16 protein-coding genes are annotated in these 14,733 nt (G+C 68.8%); 9 read left to right on the forward strand and 7 right to left on the reverse strand.

The window, feature by feature from the left end; all coding sequences use genetic code 11:
* Positions 1-115: 115 nt before the first annotated feature.
* The 4 genes from OHA25_RS10485 to OHA25_RS10500 all read left to right on the forward strand — a co-directional run bounded on the left by OHA25_RS10485 (position 116) and on the right by OHA25_RS10500 (position 4,608).
* A complete protein-coding gene (locus OHA25_RS10485; RefSeq protein WP_327587368.1) occupies positions 116-2,215 on the forward strand; it encodes a (Fe-S)-binding protein in 2,100 nt (699 codons plus the stop codon).
* A 148-nt stretch (positions 2,216-2,363) separates the two neighbouring features.
* Positions 2,364-3,179: a hypothetical protein gene (locus OHA25_RS10490; RefSeq protein WP_327590958.1), complete on the forward strand. Its 816-nt coding sequence runs from the start codon at positions 2,364-2,366 to the stop codon at positions 3,177-3,179.
* Positions 3,176-4,297 (forward strand): glycosyltransferase, encoded by a 1,122-nt coding sequence (locus OHA25_RS10495; RefSeq protein WP_327587369.1) that lies wholly within the window; start codon positions 3,176-3,178, stop codon positions 4,295-4,297. Before OHA25_RS10490 ends, OHA25_RS10495 begins: the two co-directional genes overlap by 4 nt.
* 29 nt (positions 4,298-4,326) lie before the next feature.
* A complete protein-coding gene (locus OHA25_RS10500; RefSeq protein ID WP_080044376.1) occupies positions 4,327-4,608 on the forward strand; it encodes a metal-sensitive transcriptional regulator in 282 nt (93 codons plus the stop codon).
* A 139-nt stretch (positions 4,609-4,747) separates the two neighbouring features.
* Here the strand turns inward: OHA25_RS10500 and OHA25_RS10505 are convergent, their stop codons facing one another.
* Together OHA25_RS10505 and OHA25_RS10510 are read right to left on the reverse strand one after the other, a co-directional pair.
* Positions 4,748-4,939, reverse strand: a complete 192-nt coding sequence (locus OHA25_RS10505; RefSeq protein ID WP_211370473.1) for a hypothetical protein — start codon at positions 4,937-4,939, stop codon at positions 4,748-4,750.
* Positions 4,940-5,123: 184 nt separating this feature from the next.
* On the reverse strand, positions 5,124-6,467 hold the full coding sequence (locus tag OHA25_RS10510; RefSeq protein WP_327590959.1) for a hypothetical protein: 1,344 nt from the start codon (positions 6,465-6,467) through the stop codon (positions 5,124-5,126).
* Positions 6,468-6,520: 53 nt separating this feature from the next.
* On the opposite strand from OHA25_RS10510, the gene OHA25_RS10515 reads away from it, so the two are divergent.
* Positions 6,521-7,423, forward strand: coding sequence for a hypothetical protein (locus tag OHA25_RS10515; protein WP_327587370.1), 903 nt, complete (start codon positions 6,521-6,523; stop codon positions 7,421-7,423).
* On the opposite strand, the gene OHA25_RS10520 is transcribed toward OHA25_RS10515, so the two are convergent.
* Positions 7,395-7,916, reverse strand: a complete 522-nt coding sequence (locus OHA25_RS10520; protein ID WP_327587371.1) for a gamma carbonic anhydrase family protein — start codon at positions 7,914-7,916, stop codon at positions 7,395-7,397. The two genes, OHA25_RS10515 and OHA25_RS10520, sit on opposite strands and share 29 nt — an antisense overlap.
* 159 nt (positions 7,917-8,075) lie before the next feature.
* Here OHA25_RS10520 and OHA25_RS10525 point away from each other — a divergent pair, with 159 nt between their 5' ends.
* A complete protein-coding gene (locus OHA25_RS10525; protein ID WP_327587372.1) occupies positions 8,076-9,062 on the forward strand; it encodes a hypothetical protein in 987 nt (328 codons plus the stop codon).
* Positions 9,063-9,236: 174 nt separating this feature from the next.
* On the opposite strand, the gene OHA25_RS10530 is transcribed toward OHA25_RS10525, so the two are convergent.
* The 3 genes from OHA25_RS10530 to OHA25_RS10540 form a co-directional block, all read right to left on the reverse strand.
* Positions 9,237-9,479: a hypothetical protein gene (locus OHA25_RS10530; RefSeq protein ID WP_327587373.1), complete on the reverse strand. Its 243-nt coding sequence runs from the start codon at positions 9,477-9,479 to the stop codon at positions 9,237-9,239.
* A gap of 122 nt (positions 9,480-9,601) precedes the next feature.
* Positions 9,602-10,354, reverse strand: coding sequence for a GntR family transcriptional regulator (locus tag OHA25_RS10535; protein WP_327587374.1), 753 nt, complete (start codon positions 10,352-10,354; stop codon positions 9,602-9,604).
* A gap of 152 nt (positions 10,355-10,506) precedes the next feature.
* On the reverse strand, positions 10,507-10,959 hold the full coding sequence (locus tag OHA25_RS10540) for a VanZ family protein (RefSeq protein ID WP_327587375.1): 453 nt from the start codon (positions 10,957-10,959) through the stop codon (positions 10,507-10,509).
* 208 nt (positions 10,960-11,167) lie between these two features.
* Here OHA25_RS10540 and OHA25_RS10545 point away from each other — a divergent pair, with 208 nt between their 5' ends.
* The 3 genes from OHA25_RS10545 (at position 11,168) to kynU (ending at position 13,649) form a co-directional block, all read left to right on the forward strand.
* Complete coding sequence (locus OHA25_RS10545) at positions 11,168-11,965, forward strand: 2-keto-4-pentenoate hydratase (protein WP_327587376.1); 798 nt, start codon at positions 11,168-11,170, stop codon at positions 11,963-11,965.
* Entirely contained in the window at positions 11,962-12,381 is a 420-nt protein-coding gene (locus tag OHA25_RS10550; protein WP_327587377.1) for a RidA family protein, read from the forward strand. Before OHA25_RS10545 ends, OHA25_RS10550 begins: the two co-directional genes overlap by 4 nt.
* 71 nt (positions 12,382-12,452) lie before the next feature.
* Positions 12,453-13,649 (forward strand): kynureninase, encoded by a 1,197-nt coding sequence (kynU, locus tag OHA25_RS10555; protein ID WP_327587378.1) that lies wholly within the window; start codon positions 12,453-12,455, stop codon positions 13,647-13,649.
* Here the strand turns inward: kynU and OHA25_RS10560 are convergent.
* Positions 13,646-14,689: a DUF2293 domain-containing protein gene (locus OHA25_RS10560; protein WP_327587379.1), complete on the reverse strand. Its 1,044-nt coding sequence runs from the start codon at positions 14,687-14,689 to the stop codon at positions 13,646-13,648. The genes kynU and OHA25_RS10560 overlap by 4 nt on opposite strands.
* Positions 14,690-14,733: the final 44 nt, after the last annotated feature.

A 14,733-nucleotide genomic window follows, 5' to 3' on the forward strand; every position in this document is an offset into this window, starting at 1 on the left:
GACCTTAGGGTATGTCGCGTACCCTGGCAAAGTTACTCACGGGTAGGATCAGGGTAGCGGTCGGTGGTTCGGGTGACCGTACGCTGGCAGCCAACGTCGTCTGTGGGAGGAACCCGTGCTCTGGGTAGCCATCATCGGACTCGTCATGACCGTCCTGGCGGTGGCCGTCGCCGGCCGCAGGGCGCTGTTCCTGTACAAGCTGGCGACCGTGGGCCCGCCCGCACCTGAGCGGATCGACTACGCCAAGACGCACGCCGCCGACGAGGCCAAGGCGCAGCTGGTCGAGGTGTTCGGGCAGAAGAAGCTGCTCAAGTGGACGCCGTCGGGCACCGCGCACTTTTTCGTCATGTGGGCGTTCTTCATCCTGCTGACCGTCTACATCGAGGCGTACGGCGCGATCGTCCAGGGGGCGATCACCGGCCGGCCCGACTTCCACATCCCGCTCATCGGGACCTGGGGCGTGCTGGGCTTCCTGCAGGACTTCATCGCGGTCGCGTGCCTGGCGGGCCTCGCGGTCTTCGCGGGCATCCGGATCAAGAACGCGCCCGAGAAGCTCGGCCGCAGCTCGCGCTTCTCCGGGTCCCACCTGGGCGGCGCGTGGCTCGTGCTGTTCATGATCTTCAACATCATCTGGACGCTCTTCCTGGCCAGGGGCGCGGCGGCGGCCAACGGGAACTTCCCGTACTCCTCGGGCGCCTTCGTCTCGCTGGCGCTCGGCGACGTGCTGCCGCAGAGCGGGCTGTTGGAGGAGATCGCGCTGCTCCTGCACATCGGCTTCATGCTGGTGTTCCTGGTGATCGTGGTGCACTCCAAGCACCTGCACATCTTCACCGCGCCGCTGAACGTGCTGTTCTCGCGCCGTCCCGACGGCCTCGGCGCGGCAGTGGAAATGCGGGTGGACGGCAAGCCGGTGGACTTCGAGGACGAGGACCTGGATCCGGAGCGGCTGGGGCGCGGCAAGATCGGCGACACCACGTGGAAGGGGTTCCTGGACTTCTACTCCTGTACGGAGTGCGGCCGCTGCCAGTCGCAGTGCCCGGCGTGGAACACCGACAAGCCGCTGTCGCCGAAGATGCTCATCCTCGACCAGCGTGACCACGCCTTCAAGGTGGCGCCCTACCTGATGGCGGCGAGCACGGAGCACGCCGACAAGGACGTGCTGGCACTGCTGGAGAAGCCGCTGGTCGGCGAGGATGGTGTGATCCACCCGGACGTGCTGTGGTCGTGCACCAACTGCGGCGCGTGCGTCGAGCAGTGCCCGGTGGACATCGAGCACATCGACCACATTCTCGATATGCGCCGCTACCAGGTGATGGTCGAGTCGTCGTTCCCGTCAGAGGCGGGGGTGATGGTCAAGAACCTGGAGAACAAGGGCAACCCGTGGGGGATGTCCGAGATGAAGCGGGCCGACTGGATCGAGGAGCTCGATTTCGAGGTCGAGGTCGTCGACGAGAAGATGCCCGAGGACGCCGAATACCTGTTCTGGGTGGGCTGCGCGGGCGCGCTTGAGGACCGGGCCAAGAAGACCACCAAGGCCGTGGCCGAGCTGCTGCACATCGCGGGCGTGAAGTTCGCGGTGCTGGGGCCGATGGAGGCGTGCACCGGCGACCCGGCCCGCCGCCTGGGCATGGAATATCTGTTCAACATGCTCGCCCAGCAGAACATCGAGACGCTCAACGAGGCGGGCGTCAAGAAGATCGTCGCCACCTGCCCGCACTGCTTCAACACGCTCGCGAACGAATACCCACAGCTCGGCGGCACGTACGAGGTCGTGCACCACACGCAGCTGCTGTCGAAGCTGGTGGACGAGGGACTGCTCACCCCGATCACGCCGATCGAGGAGAAGATCACCTACCACGACCCGTGCTTCCTCGGCCGCCACAACAAGGTTTACTCCCAGCCCCGCGACATCATGTCCAAGGTGCCCGGCGTCACGACCCAGGAGATGCACCGGCACAAGGACCGCGGCTTCTGCTGCGGCGCGGGCGGCGCGCGCATGTGGATGGAGGAGCGCATCGGCAAGCGCATCAACACCGAGCGCGTGGACGAGGCGCTGACCACCAACCCGGACACCGTGTCCACGGCCTGCCCGTTCTGCATGGTGATGCTGGGCGATGCGATCAACGAGAAGAAGAACAACGGTGAGGCCAAGGAGTCGCTGGAAGTCGTGGACGTGGCTCAGCTCTTGATCAAATCGGTCAAAGGCGCTTCCTGACCGGGAAATGTCGGACTCCTCCACACGCGTGGTGGAGGAGTTTCGCATGTCAGCAGGGGTGGTTACAAGAAATCAACCATCCACATAACGGGAAAATCACGGTAACCTCAACGTCGCATGGCTCTATTCGACGGGGAGGGGGCTCGTGATGGGCGTCGTCGTCACCGACGCCGAGGTCACCCTGGCTGACGTGCTCTCCTTGCGACTGGCCATCGACGAACCACTACAAGAGGGCACAGAGCTCGTCCTCAGGAACCGCACCACGGGGGTGGAGCGCGATGTGCGGCTCGGCACTCGGGGCGCGCGATCGCGCGAGGCCACGCTGGCGGTCTCGCTGGCGCCGCTGGACCTCAGCGCCGGGCGCTGGGATGCCTACCTGCGGGGGGCGAACGGCAAGCGCAGCAGGTTGCGCAGTGTCGATCCCGGCTTCTCGCTCGACCACCTCGACGCCTACGCCCTGTGCAAGCGCACCCTGGCCTACCGCTCCTACCGCACCCGCAACGGGTTCCTCGCGCTGAAGATCTCCGACGCGGAGCCCGCAGCCGAGGTGCGCGCGATCTGGTTCAGGGAAGGCCGTTTCGAGGCCATGGGCCTGCTGGCCTACTCCGGGCTCGAGGACGACGACTCCCGCCACGAGGCCACGCTGACGCTGGACCGCCGGCAGACCAGCGCGCGGGTGACGGCCACGGCCTTCGTCCAAGGCGTGCGCTTCCACGCCGCCTTCTCTCTCGTGGACGTTGTGGCCGCCGACCCCGCGAGCTCCGACACCGCGGCGGGCTCCGGCACCTGGGAGCCGGCGCTGCAGGTGGAGGGCGTGCCCACGCCGCTGAAGCTGGGCGCCTGGCTCGACGACGTGGACGGCAAGCGCCGCCGGCTGCACTACCCCTCGGCCAAGGTGGACGGCGTGCCGATCAAACCCTGCTACACCGCCGACGACGAGCTGCGCATCGAGGTGGGCGGATGAAGGTCAGCCTGGTCCTGCCCTCCGCGTACGGCATGCGGGGCGATGTGCGGGCCACGCTCAACCTCGCCTCGGCGCTGGCGAAGCGGCACGAGGTCGAGGTGATCAGCGTACGGCGGCAGAAGGAGAAGCCGTTCTTCCCCGTCGACCCCGACGTGGCCATGCGCAGCGTGGTCGACGCCCGGCCGGGCGTCAGGCACGTGCTCCCGCGCGGCCAGATGCGCACCGAGGTGGCGCTGTGGCGGGTGTTGCGCGGGCTCAAGTGCGACGTGCTGATCACCACCCGGCCGGCGCTCGGCGTCCAGGCCGCCAGGCACGCTCCCCGCGAGATTCTGAAGATCGCCAGAGAATGGTCGCGGCCGGCCGTGCCCGCTCCCGTGAAACGCTTCTATCCGCGCCTGAACGCCGTTGTGACGGCCACGGAGTCGGCTCAGGAGGAGTGGACCAGGCTCCTGGACGGCGGGCCCGTCGTGCACTCTATACAGGACGCGCTGGCGGCCGGTCCGTGGCCGCGCTCGCGAATGGACAACAGGATCGTGGCCGCCGGCGGGCGGTGGGTGCCGGTCAAGGCGTACGACCGGCTGATCAAGGCGTTCGCCATCGTCGCCGACAAGCGGCCCGACTGGCGGCTGCGGCTCTACGGCGGCGGCCCGGAGGAGCGGCGGCTGCGCGCGCTGGTGCGCGAGCTCAACCTGCACAACCACGTCTACTTCATGGGCACCACGCCGGACCTGGCGGGCGAGTTCGCCAAGGCGTCGATCGTCGCCAACACCTCGCGGGCCGAGGACCAGTCCATGACGGTGCTCGAGGCCATGGGGTGCGGGGTGCCGGTGGTGGCGTTCGAGGGGTCCAAGGGGCCGACGGAGTTCGTGGCCACGGGTTACAACGGGATTCTGGTGCCCCAGCCCGACGTGCCCGGGTCCGGCACCGCGTCCGACGTGCCCGGGTCCGGCAGCGCGTCCAACGCCGACCCGCCCCTGTTCGCCGCGGCGCTGCTCGCGCTGATCGACGACGAACGCAGGCGGCGCTCGCTCGCGGCAGGGGCGCTGGACACGGCGCTGCGCCACTCGGCCGGCGAGGTGGCCGAGCAGTGGGAGAAGCTGATCACCGATCTCCACTGAGGGATACCGGTTCCGGGTACCGTAGAGGCATGCATGGGTACAGCGGAGACAAGCAGGCCTATCTGACGCGGCTCAGGCGCATCGAGGGTCAGATCAGGGGCCTGCAGCGAATGGTCGATGACGACGCATACTGCATCGACGTGCTCACCCAGGTCTCCGCGGCCACGCGGGCGCTGCAGGCGGTGGCGCTGGGGCTGCTCGAGGAGCACATCTCGCACTGCGTGGCCGACGCGATCAACACCGGCGGGCCCGAGGCCGAGGCGAAAGTGAAAGAGGCCTCCGCGGCGATCGCGCGCCTCGTCCGTTCGTAAGTCTCCGTCTCGTAAGTCTCCGTCGAATGTGAGGATGCCTCATTTGTACGGAGGAGACCGATGGGGGCAAGTGACTAGTTATGCGAAACCCCGGGAACTAGGTCCCCGGGGTCAGTAATCGTGATGGTCGTATGGTCCTTCAGCGGCTCGCCGAAGTCCGCAATCCGAGCGCGTCGTCGAGTTCGTCCAAGGTCAGCCGCCGCTCGCTGACAGCCACGGCCGTGAGCACCTCGGCGTAGAGCGCAATCTCGTCCAACGCGACACGGTCGTGGACCCGAGAGTCCAGGTCGTCGTGCCCCACCGCGTCGTCCTTTCCTTCCGCAGCCCACACCCTCTACGAGGTTACGGTGCGGCCCCTTCCGGCGACATGGCCCATCGGAGTCATTCCTTTCCGTGCCGCGGAGCCCCAGTGGGATCATTTCCCGAATCAGAGATCACAATTCAGCGTATTTCCTGTTACCTGGAGTGTTAGAACGATATAGGGGTGGTTAGGGTGAAATAGCGGGATAAGTGGTTTAGTAGTGACCTGTGTCATGTTCATGGTGATCGTCGCGTTCGTGGACGAGCTTCTGCACAAGCGCCGACTGCCCCGCCAGCCCGCGCTCGGGCACCTTGGCACCGGTCAGCCTGCCCCACGCCAGCCCCGTCGCGTACGCCGCCCCGAGCACCGCCGCCGCGCTCGCCCGGTCCGGCGGCGCCACCTCCAGCACCGGCGAGGGGGCGATGGACACCCCGCCTGGCCGCCCCTGCGCGGGGAACCCGTCCGGCGCGGTCGTCTCCCCCGCGGAGGTTCCGGTGAGCCCGGCCCGCTCCAGCTCCTCATATGCCATTCTGAGCCGGTGATCCAGCCGCGCGGGCAGCAGACCCCTGGAGTCCGACAGATCGGCCAGGAACGCCGCCGTGGACCGCGGCGGGTGCGGCATGAAAGCCAGCGCCTCGGCCAGGTCGTAGACGGAGTGGGAGAAGTGCGCCTCGGGATCGGTCTCCACCAGCAACGCCCGGCTCAGCCGCGCGGGACAGCGGCCCAGCCAGACCTGACGCACCACCTCGTCACCGGGCGAGGTGTCGTCGAGCCCGGACCGGCGCAACATGGGCTCCACCATGGTGAGCAGCGCCAGCGCCCGCGGCCTGAAACGGGTGTCGGACAGGAGGATCTGCGCCGTGTCGGCCATGACGGCGGCGAGCCTGAGCGCCTCGCGCGTGCGGCCGGCCCGCGCCCGCTCCGCCACCAGCGTGACGAGGTCGAGCAGGGGCGGCGCGGGCAACCAGCGCACCCACTCGTCGCCGGGGAGCGGGCGGCGCAGGTATTCGCCGAACACGGTGATCAGCCGCTCGTTGCCGTCGAAGGCAGGCGCGTACGCGCACCACATGATCGTGCCCCAGACCGCCGCCACCGTGCTCGGCACGTCGGAGGCGAAGATCTCGTCGAACGCCGTCAGAGGATAGTCCAGCTCCGACTTGCGCCCGCTCGCCCGCACCAGCACCCTGACCTGCTCGGTCAGGTCCGCCGACACGTCGGGGCCGATGAACGCCTGAGTGGAGCCCGGCTCGGCGTGGAAGTCGGGACCGTACGGGATGACCGCGTCCGGCAGCACGGCCGCGGCGTGCTGGACCTGCCGGGCCCGCGTGCTCCGCGGCGGCGCCGCCAGGCGCCAGCGGCCGTCGGCGGGGTCGTACAGATGCCAGCGCGCGTGCGCGCCGAAGAGCCAGCGGTCGCCATCTGGGGTCACAAGAATCCTGGCGGCCAGGACGTGGGCGCGATCGGGCACGGAAAGCCCTTGCCAGCGCGGGTCCGCGACCATCGCGCGGACCTCCGCCTCGGCAGAAGTGAACGCGTCCCAGGGTGGCACGGGCGTCATGGTACTGGGAGCCATCGGATCAACCATCGGCATTTCACGGCAGAATGTCCGCTATGAGGGCGAAGGTAGCAGGGACGTTGGCGGTCGCGAGCGTGCTCGCCGGTTGCGGCACGACTACCCCGGCACAACCGACGCCCAGCGGTCCCGGACTGGTCACCCTGGACAAGGTCACCCCGCCGGCGCCCGGCGGGGAGGTGGGCCAGGCCTCGACGGAGTTCGCGAACGCGACCGACCTGTCCTTGTGGACGAAGCTGAGCGAGACCGAGAAGGACGTCGACAGGATCGCCAAGTGGGACGTGAACAAGACCGTGAAGGGCTCGATGTATCTGGAGCCCAAGACCTCGGCCTGGTTCGACGGCTTCCGCGGCCCCTTTGTCTACCAGGAGCTCGCCGGCGACATCGTCATGCACGCCCGGGTCAAGGTCGAGGGCAAGAGCGGCGGCCAGCCCAAGCGCAAGTTCTCCCTCGGCGGACTGATGGCCCGCCAGCCCGACTCGTACACCACGCCCAACTGGGTGTCGGTCACCACCGGCACCGCAGAAAAGAGCGGTCAGGTCGAGGTGAAGTACACCAAGGACGGCAGCTCCAAGCCGAAGGAGCTGGCGGTCAAGAACGGCTGGGTGGAGCTCGTGCTGGCCAGGGTGGGCCGCGTCTTCGTCGCGCTGTACAAGGAGGACGGCGGCAAGTGGAAGGTCGGCAACCGCTGGCCCTCGACCCTGCCTGACGTGCTGCAATGGGGCGTCACCGCCTATACGGACTGGGACAGCTACAACACCCTCAAGAAGGACGCGGCCAAGGCCAACGCCAAGCAGGTCAGCGGCCGGCCCGACCTTGAACTGACCGTCGACTTCGTCCGGTTCCTGCGGCCCGAGCTGCCGGAGTATGCCGACCCGCTCAACAACGCGTCGGTGTCCGACGAGGTCCTGATCAAAGCGATGACGCCTGCCGGTGCCTGAGCGCCTTGGCGATGTAGTTGTCCGGCGTGCGGGCGAAGGACGCCCGGTCGTCGTCGGTGAGCTCGCGCACGATCTTCCCAGGCACGCCGGCGACCAGCACGCCGGCCGGGATCTTCTTGCCGGGGCCCACCAGCGCTCCGGCGGCGACCAGTGTGCCCGCCCCGATGCGGGCGCCGCCGAGCACGATCGCGCCGATGCCGATCAACGCGCCGGACTCCACGTGGGCGCCGTGGACCATGGCCTTGTGGCCCAGGCTGACCCGGTCCTCCAGGACCGCGGGCTCACCCGGGTCGGAGTGCAGGCAACACAGATCCTGTACGTTGCATTCCTGGCCGATTTCGATCCGCTCGTCGTCGCCGCGGAGAACGGAGCCGTACCAGATGCTGGACGCCCGGCCGATCCGGACCCTGCCGACCACGGTCACGCCGTGGGCGATGTACGCCTCGGGATGTATGTCCGGGACTGCTCCGTTGTCCAACGCTGCTATGTACACCCGTCACATCGTAATTCCCGAGCTCCGTGGCTCCACTATGGCGTTCCGGTTGCGGACGTGGGCAGATGGCAGGAGAGTCGTTTCCTGACGTCTCGTCGTCAGACCCTCACAACCCGCAGTTTCCCCCCGCCTCACGCAAACCACCTTTAGGTAACCCCCATGATGAACCAGCACGAGAGCATTCCCGATCTGATGCAAGAGGACACCTTCGAGGTCGTGATGCGCGGCTACAACCGCCGCCAGGTCCACGACTACATGCTCCGAACCCGTAACCAGATACGGGATCTGGAAGAGCGGCTGGCACGGGCGATCGACCAGGCCGAGCAGGGCCGCATCGAGCTGGCCGAGGCCAGGCGGCGCATGGTCGAGGCGCCGCAGAGCTATGAGGACCTCAGCCCCAGGCTCGCCCAGATCCTCAAGCTCGGCGAAGAGGAGGCCGCGGCCAAGCGGTCGGACGCCGAGGCCGAGGCCGCCAGCGTGCGTGACGCGGCCAAGTCGGAGGCCGACCGGCTGTTGATGACGTCCCGCGAGACCGCTGACAAGATCCTCACCTCCGCGCAGGGCGAGGCCGAGCGCCGCGTGCACGAGGCGACGCAGGCGGCGGAGGGCATGTTGGCCCAGGCGGGTGCGGACGCGGAGGAGCATCTCACCGCCGCCCGCACCGAGGCTGATGAGGCGCTGCGCGAGGCACGGGCCGAGGCGGAGCGGGTGGTGACCGCCGCCCAAGCCGAGTCCGAGCAGCTGATGAAGTCCGCCAACGCGCAGGCCGAGCAGCTGCTCACGGGTGCGCGGAGTGAGGCCGATTCGATGCTCGCGGCGGCGCAGCAGCGCACCGCGACGCTGGACGAGCACGCGGGGCGGCGGGTGGAATACCTGACCAACACGCACAGCGAGGTCGTGCGGCGGCTGACGGAGATCAGCTCGGTGCTGGGCGATCTGATGCGCACCGAGTCGGGCGCGGGGCCGCTGGTGCCCGAGCACGCCCTTCCCCCCTCGCCTCAGGAGCACGCCCTTCCCTCGGGGCAGGAGGACGTGCGGATCATCGTGGAGGCACAGGAGGAGGAGCGTCCGCCGGCGGACGCGCCCCCGGCCATCTCCGACGACACGGACGTGACCATCGTCCGCTTGTCCGAGGTCCCCAAGTAATCCCACCAGGCGGCTATGACTGTACGGAGCGGAAGCCCCCGCCCCCGATAGGGTCGGAGGCTTCCGCGTTCGTGGCCCCTCCTGCGTGGTGGCCCGGTGCCGGGGCCGCCGAGACGCTGGACCCGGCACCGGGCTGCTCATGTGCGTCCGCCGCGGAACGCTCCACGGCGGACGTCAAGGCGGCGCCGGGCCGGTCCGCCACCGGTGCGGGTCCCCGGCCCGTCGTTCCTGGTTCCGGAGCCGGTCACGCAGGCCGTCCGGGTCGTCCGCGTCGATGGTCATCGCACATCCGGCGTCGCGCTGCGCCGCGCTCAGCGGATGGTGTCTCGTGGCCCACCAGCGGCCGGCATCGCTCCGCCAGATGGTCCACTGGGGGAACTCCCGGGCGATCTCGGCGAGGTGCCGATCAAAGGACATCGCCGTCCACCTTCCCGGGCCCCAGGCGAGGTTCCATCTCTCTAAGAAGATGAACGACTTCTCTAGAGATATCAATGATCGTGATGGACAGGTCAACCTATCGCTTGACAGATCGCCTTGATTCAGGCGTCGAAGTCGTACTGGAGTACATAAGCCGCCGAGTCCAGCACCATCTCGTTGACCTCGACGGGCAGTCCACCGGACGTGTACGCGGTCCGCGCGATGACGATCACGGGTGTGCCGCCCGGCAGGTCCAGCAGCGCGCTCTCGCGCGGTTGCGGCATACGGGCCCGCACCTCCTCGGTGAAGTGGGCCGGGGGCACGCCCAGATCGCCCAGCCTGGCGTAGACGCCGCCAGGACCTGTGTCGGGAAGGGTGATCGCGCTGCCCTCCACCAGGGTGGCGGGAAAGTAGGACGTGGCCAGTTGCACGGGCCTGGTGTCGACCGAATAGCGGCGTCGCCGCACCCAGACCTCGCGACTGTCCAGAACGCTCGCGACCTCCTCTGTGGCTCGCTCCAGCGCCACCTCGACGTGATCCACGGTGAACGGCCGGCCTCGGGTGTCGGCCTCCCAGATGGCCTGGCCCTGACCCCACTGCTCTCGTGACAGGCGACGTGAGCCGTGCCTGCGGATCGGTTTGAACAGCCGCACGTAAACCCCCGAACCTCGTCTGGGCACCGCCAGCCCTTCATTGATCAGTACGGCAAGCGCCTGCCTGGCGGTGGCTCGTGCGATTGCGTATTCGGCCATCAGTGCGTTCTCGCCCGGTAGTCGGTCCCCATCGCGCAACTCGCCGGACAGGATCCGGGCGCGGAGACCGTCGGCGATGCGGCGATAGATAGGGGGCTCGTGGGGTACCGGGGATTCAGACAACTTTGATCACCCTCTGTCACCAACCAGGTAGTGGCGTCTCCAGAGAACTTGCCCCGTCTTGTCCACGATCGCACAGATACAGAGGTTGGTCCCGGGCTTCTTTTGAGCGGATCGTGCCCGTGTGGTGAATTCCGCTGCGTTTTAGCAGACCGTTACCGTGGAACGGTCCCAGCCGGTATTCGGCTGGCCCGCCAGCGGCGAGTAATCAGTGCGAAGATCACGGCGCCTGCCGTGTTGAGGATGACATCGTCGATGGAGGAGAAACGGCCCAGCCTCAGCACGTAATGGAGGAGCTCGACCAGGACCGAAAATGCCGCGGAGACCGCCGCAACCCGGCCGATCGAGGCCATGGCGGGGGTGCGTACCGGCAGCAGCGCCCCCAGGGCGGCGAACACCAGCAGATTGCCTCCGACCTGCACCAACACGGTCTGCCACGATGCGGTGGCGACGTCGGCGAGGTCCATGAACGGGACGAGGCCGACTCCGCGAGCGCCGTCGGACGGCTTGAGGATCATCCAGATCCACGGCGCGGTGCCGACCACGATGCCGAGGTCGGCGATCGACGTGCGCAGAGGCGCCGGGTGGCCGGCGCACGTCCGCGCCACCCCGACCATGATGGTCAGTGATCTAGGGGTACCGGAAGATGTCCATCTGGACAGGTCTTCTCGGATCCTTTTGCGCCGTGGTCGAGGGAGACGATGCCAGGGAAGCCTTCTCGCCGAGAGCGACGTGGAGGTGGCAGGGAGGGTGGCATGCGATCGCTCGACTTCTACTCTGAACCCACCACGATCACCATCAAACTGGAGCAACCCGATGTATGACGAATGGTCCCAGGCCGTCGACGCACGCTCCCAGGCCGCCGAACGGCTGGCCGAAGCCGCGCGCTCCGGCAAGCCGTGCGCGCCGATCAGGGACCTGATCGGTACGGCGACCGACGCGTACGCCGTCCAGGAAATCAACACCCGGCGGGCGCTCGGCGAGGGACGGCGCCTGGTCGGCAGGAAGATCGGCGTCACGAACCTCGAGGTGCAGCGGCAGCTCGGCATCGACCAGCCGACCTGCGCCCCGCTCTTCGCGGACATGGCCTACCTCGACGGGCTGCCCATTCCGTATGGGCGGCTCCTGCAACCGCGGGCCGAGGCCGAGGTGGCGCTCGTGCTCGGCGCGGACCTGGTGGGCGGTCCTTTCACGGTGGCCGAGGTGATCAGGGCGGTGGAGTTCGCGCTGCCCGCCATCGAGATCGCCGACTCGCGCATTGACGGCTGGGACATCACCCTGGCGGACACAGTGTCCGACAACGCCTCCAGCGGGGTGTTCGTGCTGGGGAACACGCCGGTCTCGCTGATGGGGCTCGATCTGCGTGCGTCCGGGATGACGATGACCTGCGCCGGGACGGAGGTCTCGGCCGGGTCGGGCGCCGCGTGTCTGGGCAGCCCGCTCAACGCGGCCGTGTGGCTGGCCACGCGGCTGGGCCGTACGCAGCGGCCCCTGCGGGCCGGTGAGGTGGTGCTGACCGGCGCGCTCGGCCCGGTCGTGCCGGTCGAGCCCGGGGACGTGTTCGAGGCGCACATCGACGGGCTCGGATCGGTGCGGGCGGTGATCGGCACGTGAGGGCCAAAGGCATGCGGGTGCCTGGAAAGGCCACGCCGCGTGGCAGGTTTCCGCACGTCAAGCGAGCAGGTGACTTCCTGTACGTCTCGGGCGTCAACTGCCGCAGGACCGACGACACGTTCGTGGGTGTGGAGGTCTACAAGGACGGGGCGACGAACCTGGACATCCGCGCTCAGACCAGGACGGTCATCGAGAACATCGGCGACATTCTCAAGGCGGCCGGCGGCTCGCTCGCCGACCTCGTCCAGATCACGGCGTACCTGGTCAACATGAACGACTTCAAGGGCTACAACGAGGTCTACGCCGAGTTCTTCGACGAGGAGGGGCCCACCAGGACCACGGTCGCGGTGCACCAGTTGCCGCACCCCCACCTGCTCATCGAGATGCAGGCCGTCGCCTACCATCCGCAGGAGTGACCCGGGGAGCTGGTGCAGAACCGGCCAGAATGGTGTAAACCGGGGTAGTTGCCCACAAAGGGAGTGAACGGGTGATAGATCGCGACCACTGCCTCGCCCTCGACGCCGGCGACCCGCTCCGCGCGTTCCGAGACGAGTTCGTGCTCCCCGAAGGCGTCGTCTACCTCGTGGGCAACTCGCTCGGCGCGTTGCCCCGCCGTACCGCGGAGCGCGTGCGGCGAGCCGTCGAGGACGAGTGGGGCGGGCACCTGGTCGGCGGCTGGAACCACGACGGCTGGTACGCCCAGCCGCTGACCGCCGGTGACCGGCTGGCCCCGCTGATCGGCGCGGGACCCGGGCAGGTCGTGGTGGGCAACACGACCTCGATCGCGGTCTACCAGACGGTGGCGGCCGCGCTGCGGCTGCGCCCGGAGCGCCGGGTGATCGTCTCCGACGTGCGCAACTTCCCCACCGACCACTACATGGTGCAAGGGCTGGCCGGGCTGCTCGGCGGCTACGAGATCCGCGACTTCGCGGCAGGGCGGTTCGACGACGCGGCCGTGGTGCTGCTGTCGGAGGTGGACTACCGGACCGGCGCGCGCCACGACGTGCCGTCGATCACCGCCCGCGTGCAGGAGGCCGGGGCGCTCATGGTCTGGGACGTGTGCCACAGCGTGGGCGCCATGGAGGTGGACGTGTCGGCGGCGGATTTCGCGGTCGGATGCACGTACAAGTACCTGAACGCCGGCCCGGGCGCGCCCGCGTTCCTCTACGTCAACCCGCGGCACCACGCCACCGCCGAGAACGTGCTGTCCGGCTGGCACGGGCACGCCGAGCCGTTCGCGTTCGAGCCCGGCTACCGCCCGGCCGAGGGGATCAGACGGTTCGCGGTGGGCACGCCGCATGTGTTGTCGTTCGCGGCGCTGGAGGCGGCGCTCGACGTATGGGAACGGGTCCCCATGGGCCAAGTGCGGGCCAAGAGCATGGCGCTGACCTCGCTCTTCGTCGACCTGGTGGGGGACGCGCTGGAGCTGGTCTCGCCGGCCGACGCCGCCGCGCGCGGCAGTCAGGTGAGCCTGCGCCACCCCGACGGCTATCCGGTCATGCGGGCGCTGATCGACCGCGGCGTGCACGGGGACTTCCGCGCGCCGGATGTGCTCAGGTTCGGCTTCGCGCCGCTCTACATCCGCTACACCGACGTTTACGACGCGGCCGCCACGCTGCTGGAGGTGCTGGATCGGGAGCTCTGGCGGGAGGAGAAGTACGCCCAGCGGCTGGCCGTCACCTAAGCGCGGCGGCGGAACTCCTCCAGCTTGTCTTCGATGACGTCCCTGATCAGGTCGCGGGCCTGCATCCGGGGCACGCCCGACATCAGCAGGCTGTCGTAGTCGGTGTCGAGGTGCCTGATGGAGGCGATCACGGCCAGCGTGATCGCGTTCTCGTCGAGCGCCCTGGCCGCCGCCGACCGGCCGACCCTGCCGCTGCCGCGCTGCCCGGCGTGCTCGGCGATCTCGCGCGCCCGCTCCGGCGGGCAGCCGGGGAACAATCGGGCGATCTCGGCCGCCATACTGGCCTGGAACTCGACGTCCTGCTCGGCCCTGCGCTCCCGGTCGCGCTCGCGGCGGCGCAGGCGCACCTCCTCGTCGGCCAGGCAGCGTTCCTCGGCCGCGTCCAGCGCGGCCTGCTCGACCAGCAGGCCGAGGCGCTGGTAGATCTTGCGCCGCCGGTTGAACTGCACCACCACGGCCGACAGGCCGCTCTCCTGCTTGGCGCGGCGGCTGAGCGCCGCGTTTCCGGCAGGCAGGAACACCAGGTGGTCCATGTCTGCGCAGGTCAGGCAGTGCGGCTGGTCGTCCTCCATGATCAGGTAGGGCCCGGTGTCGCCGCAGGCCGCGCACGTCCAGTCGGTCAGTGGGGCCACCGCCACCAGGTCGGGCGCCTTGCTCTGCCGCTCGGTGAGACGGCGCACTCTGGCCTCGCCGAGGTCGGGCGAGATCCAGTGGACGCGGAACGGCTCCTGCGGGTGGCGGGCGGTGAAGCGCAGCTCGCGACGGTCGCGGGTGCCGGCCACGTACGGGGTGTCCACCGGATTGAGCCCTTTGGCCAGCGCCCACTCCTTCAGCAGCGCGGCCGCGGCGACCAGGCGGTCCTCGTCCACGTCCGCCAGCTCGGCCAGCGTGGCCACCCGGCCCTGCCGCCAGGTGTCCACGTGCCGGGAATGCAGCCAGCGCAGGCCTGTGACCACGTCGATGAACGTCACGTACTTGCGGGTGGTCAGCGCGATCTCGGCCGCGTCGGCGACCCTGCGTGCCAGGTTCGGCTTACTCACAGGGCCTCCTCCGCTCGCTCACGTGGATAGTCTCTCGCGCCCTT

This window comes from Nonomuraea sp. NBC_00507 (genome assembly GCF_036013525.1).
Lineage (GTDB): Bacteria > Actinomycetota > Actinomycetes > Streptosporangiales > Streptosporangiaceae > Nonomuraea.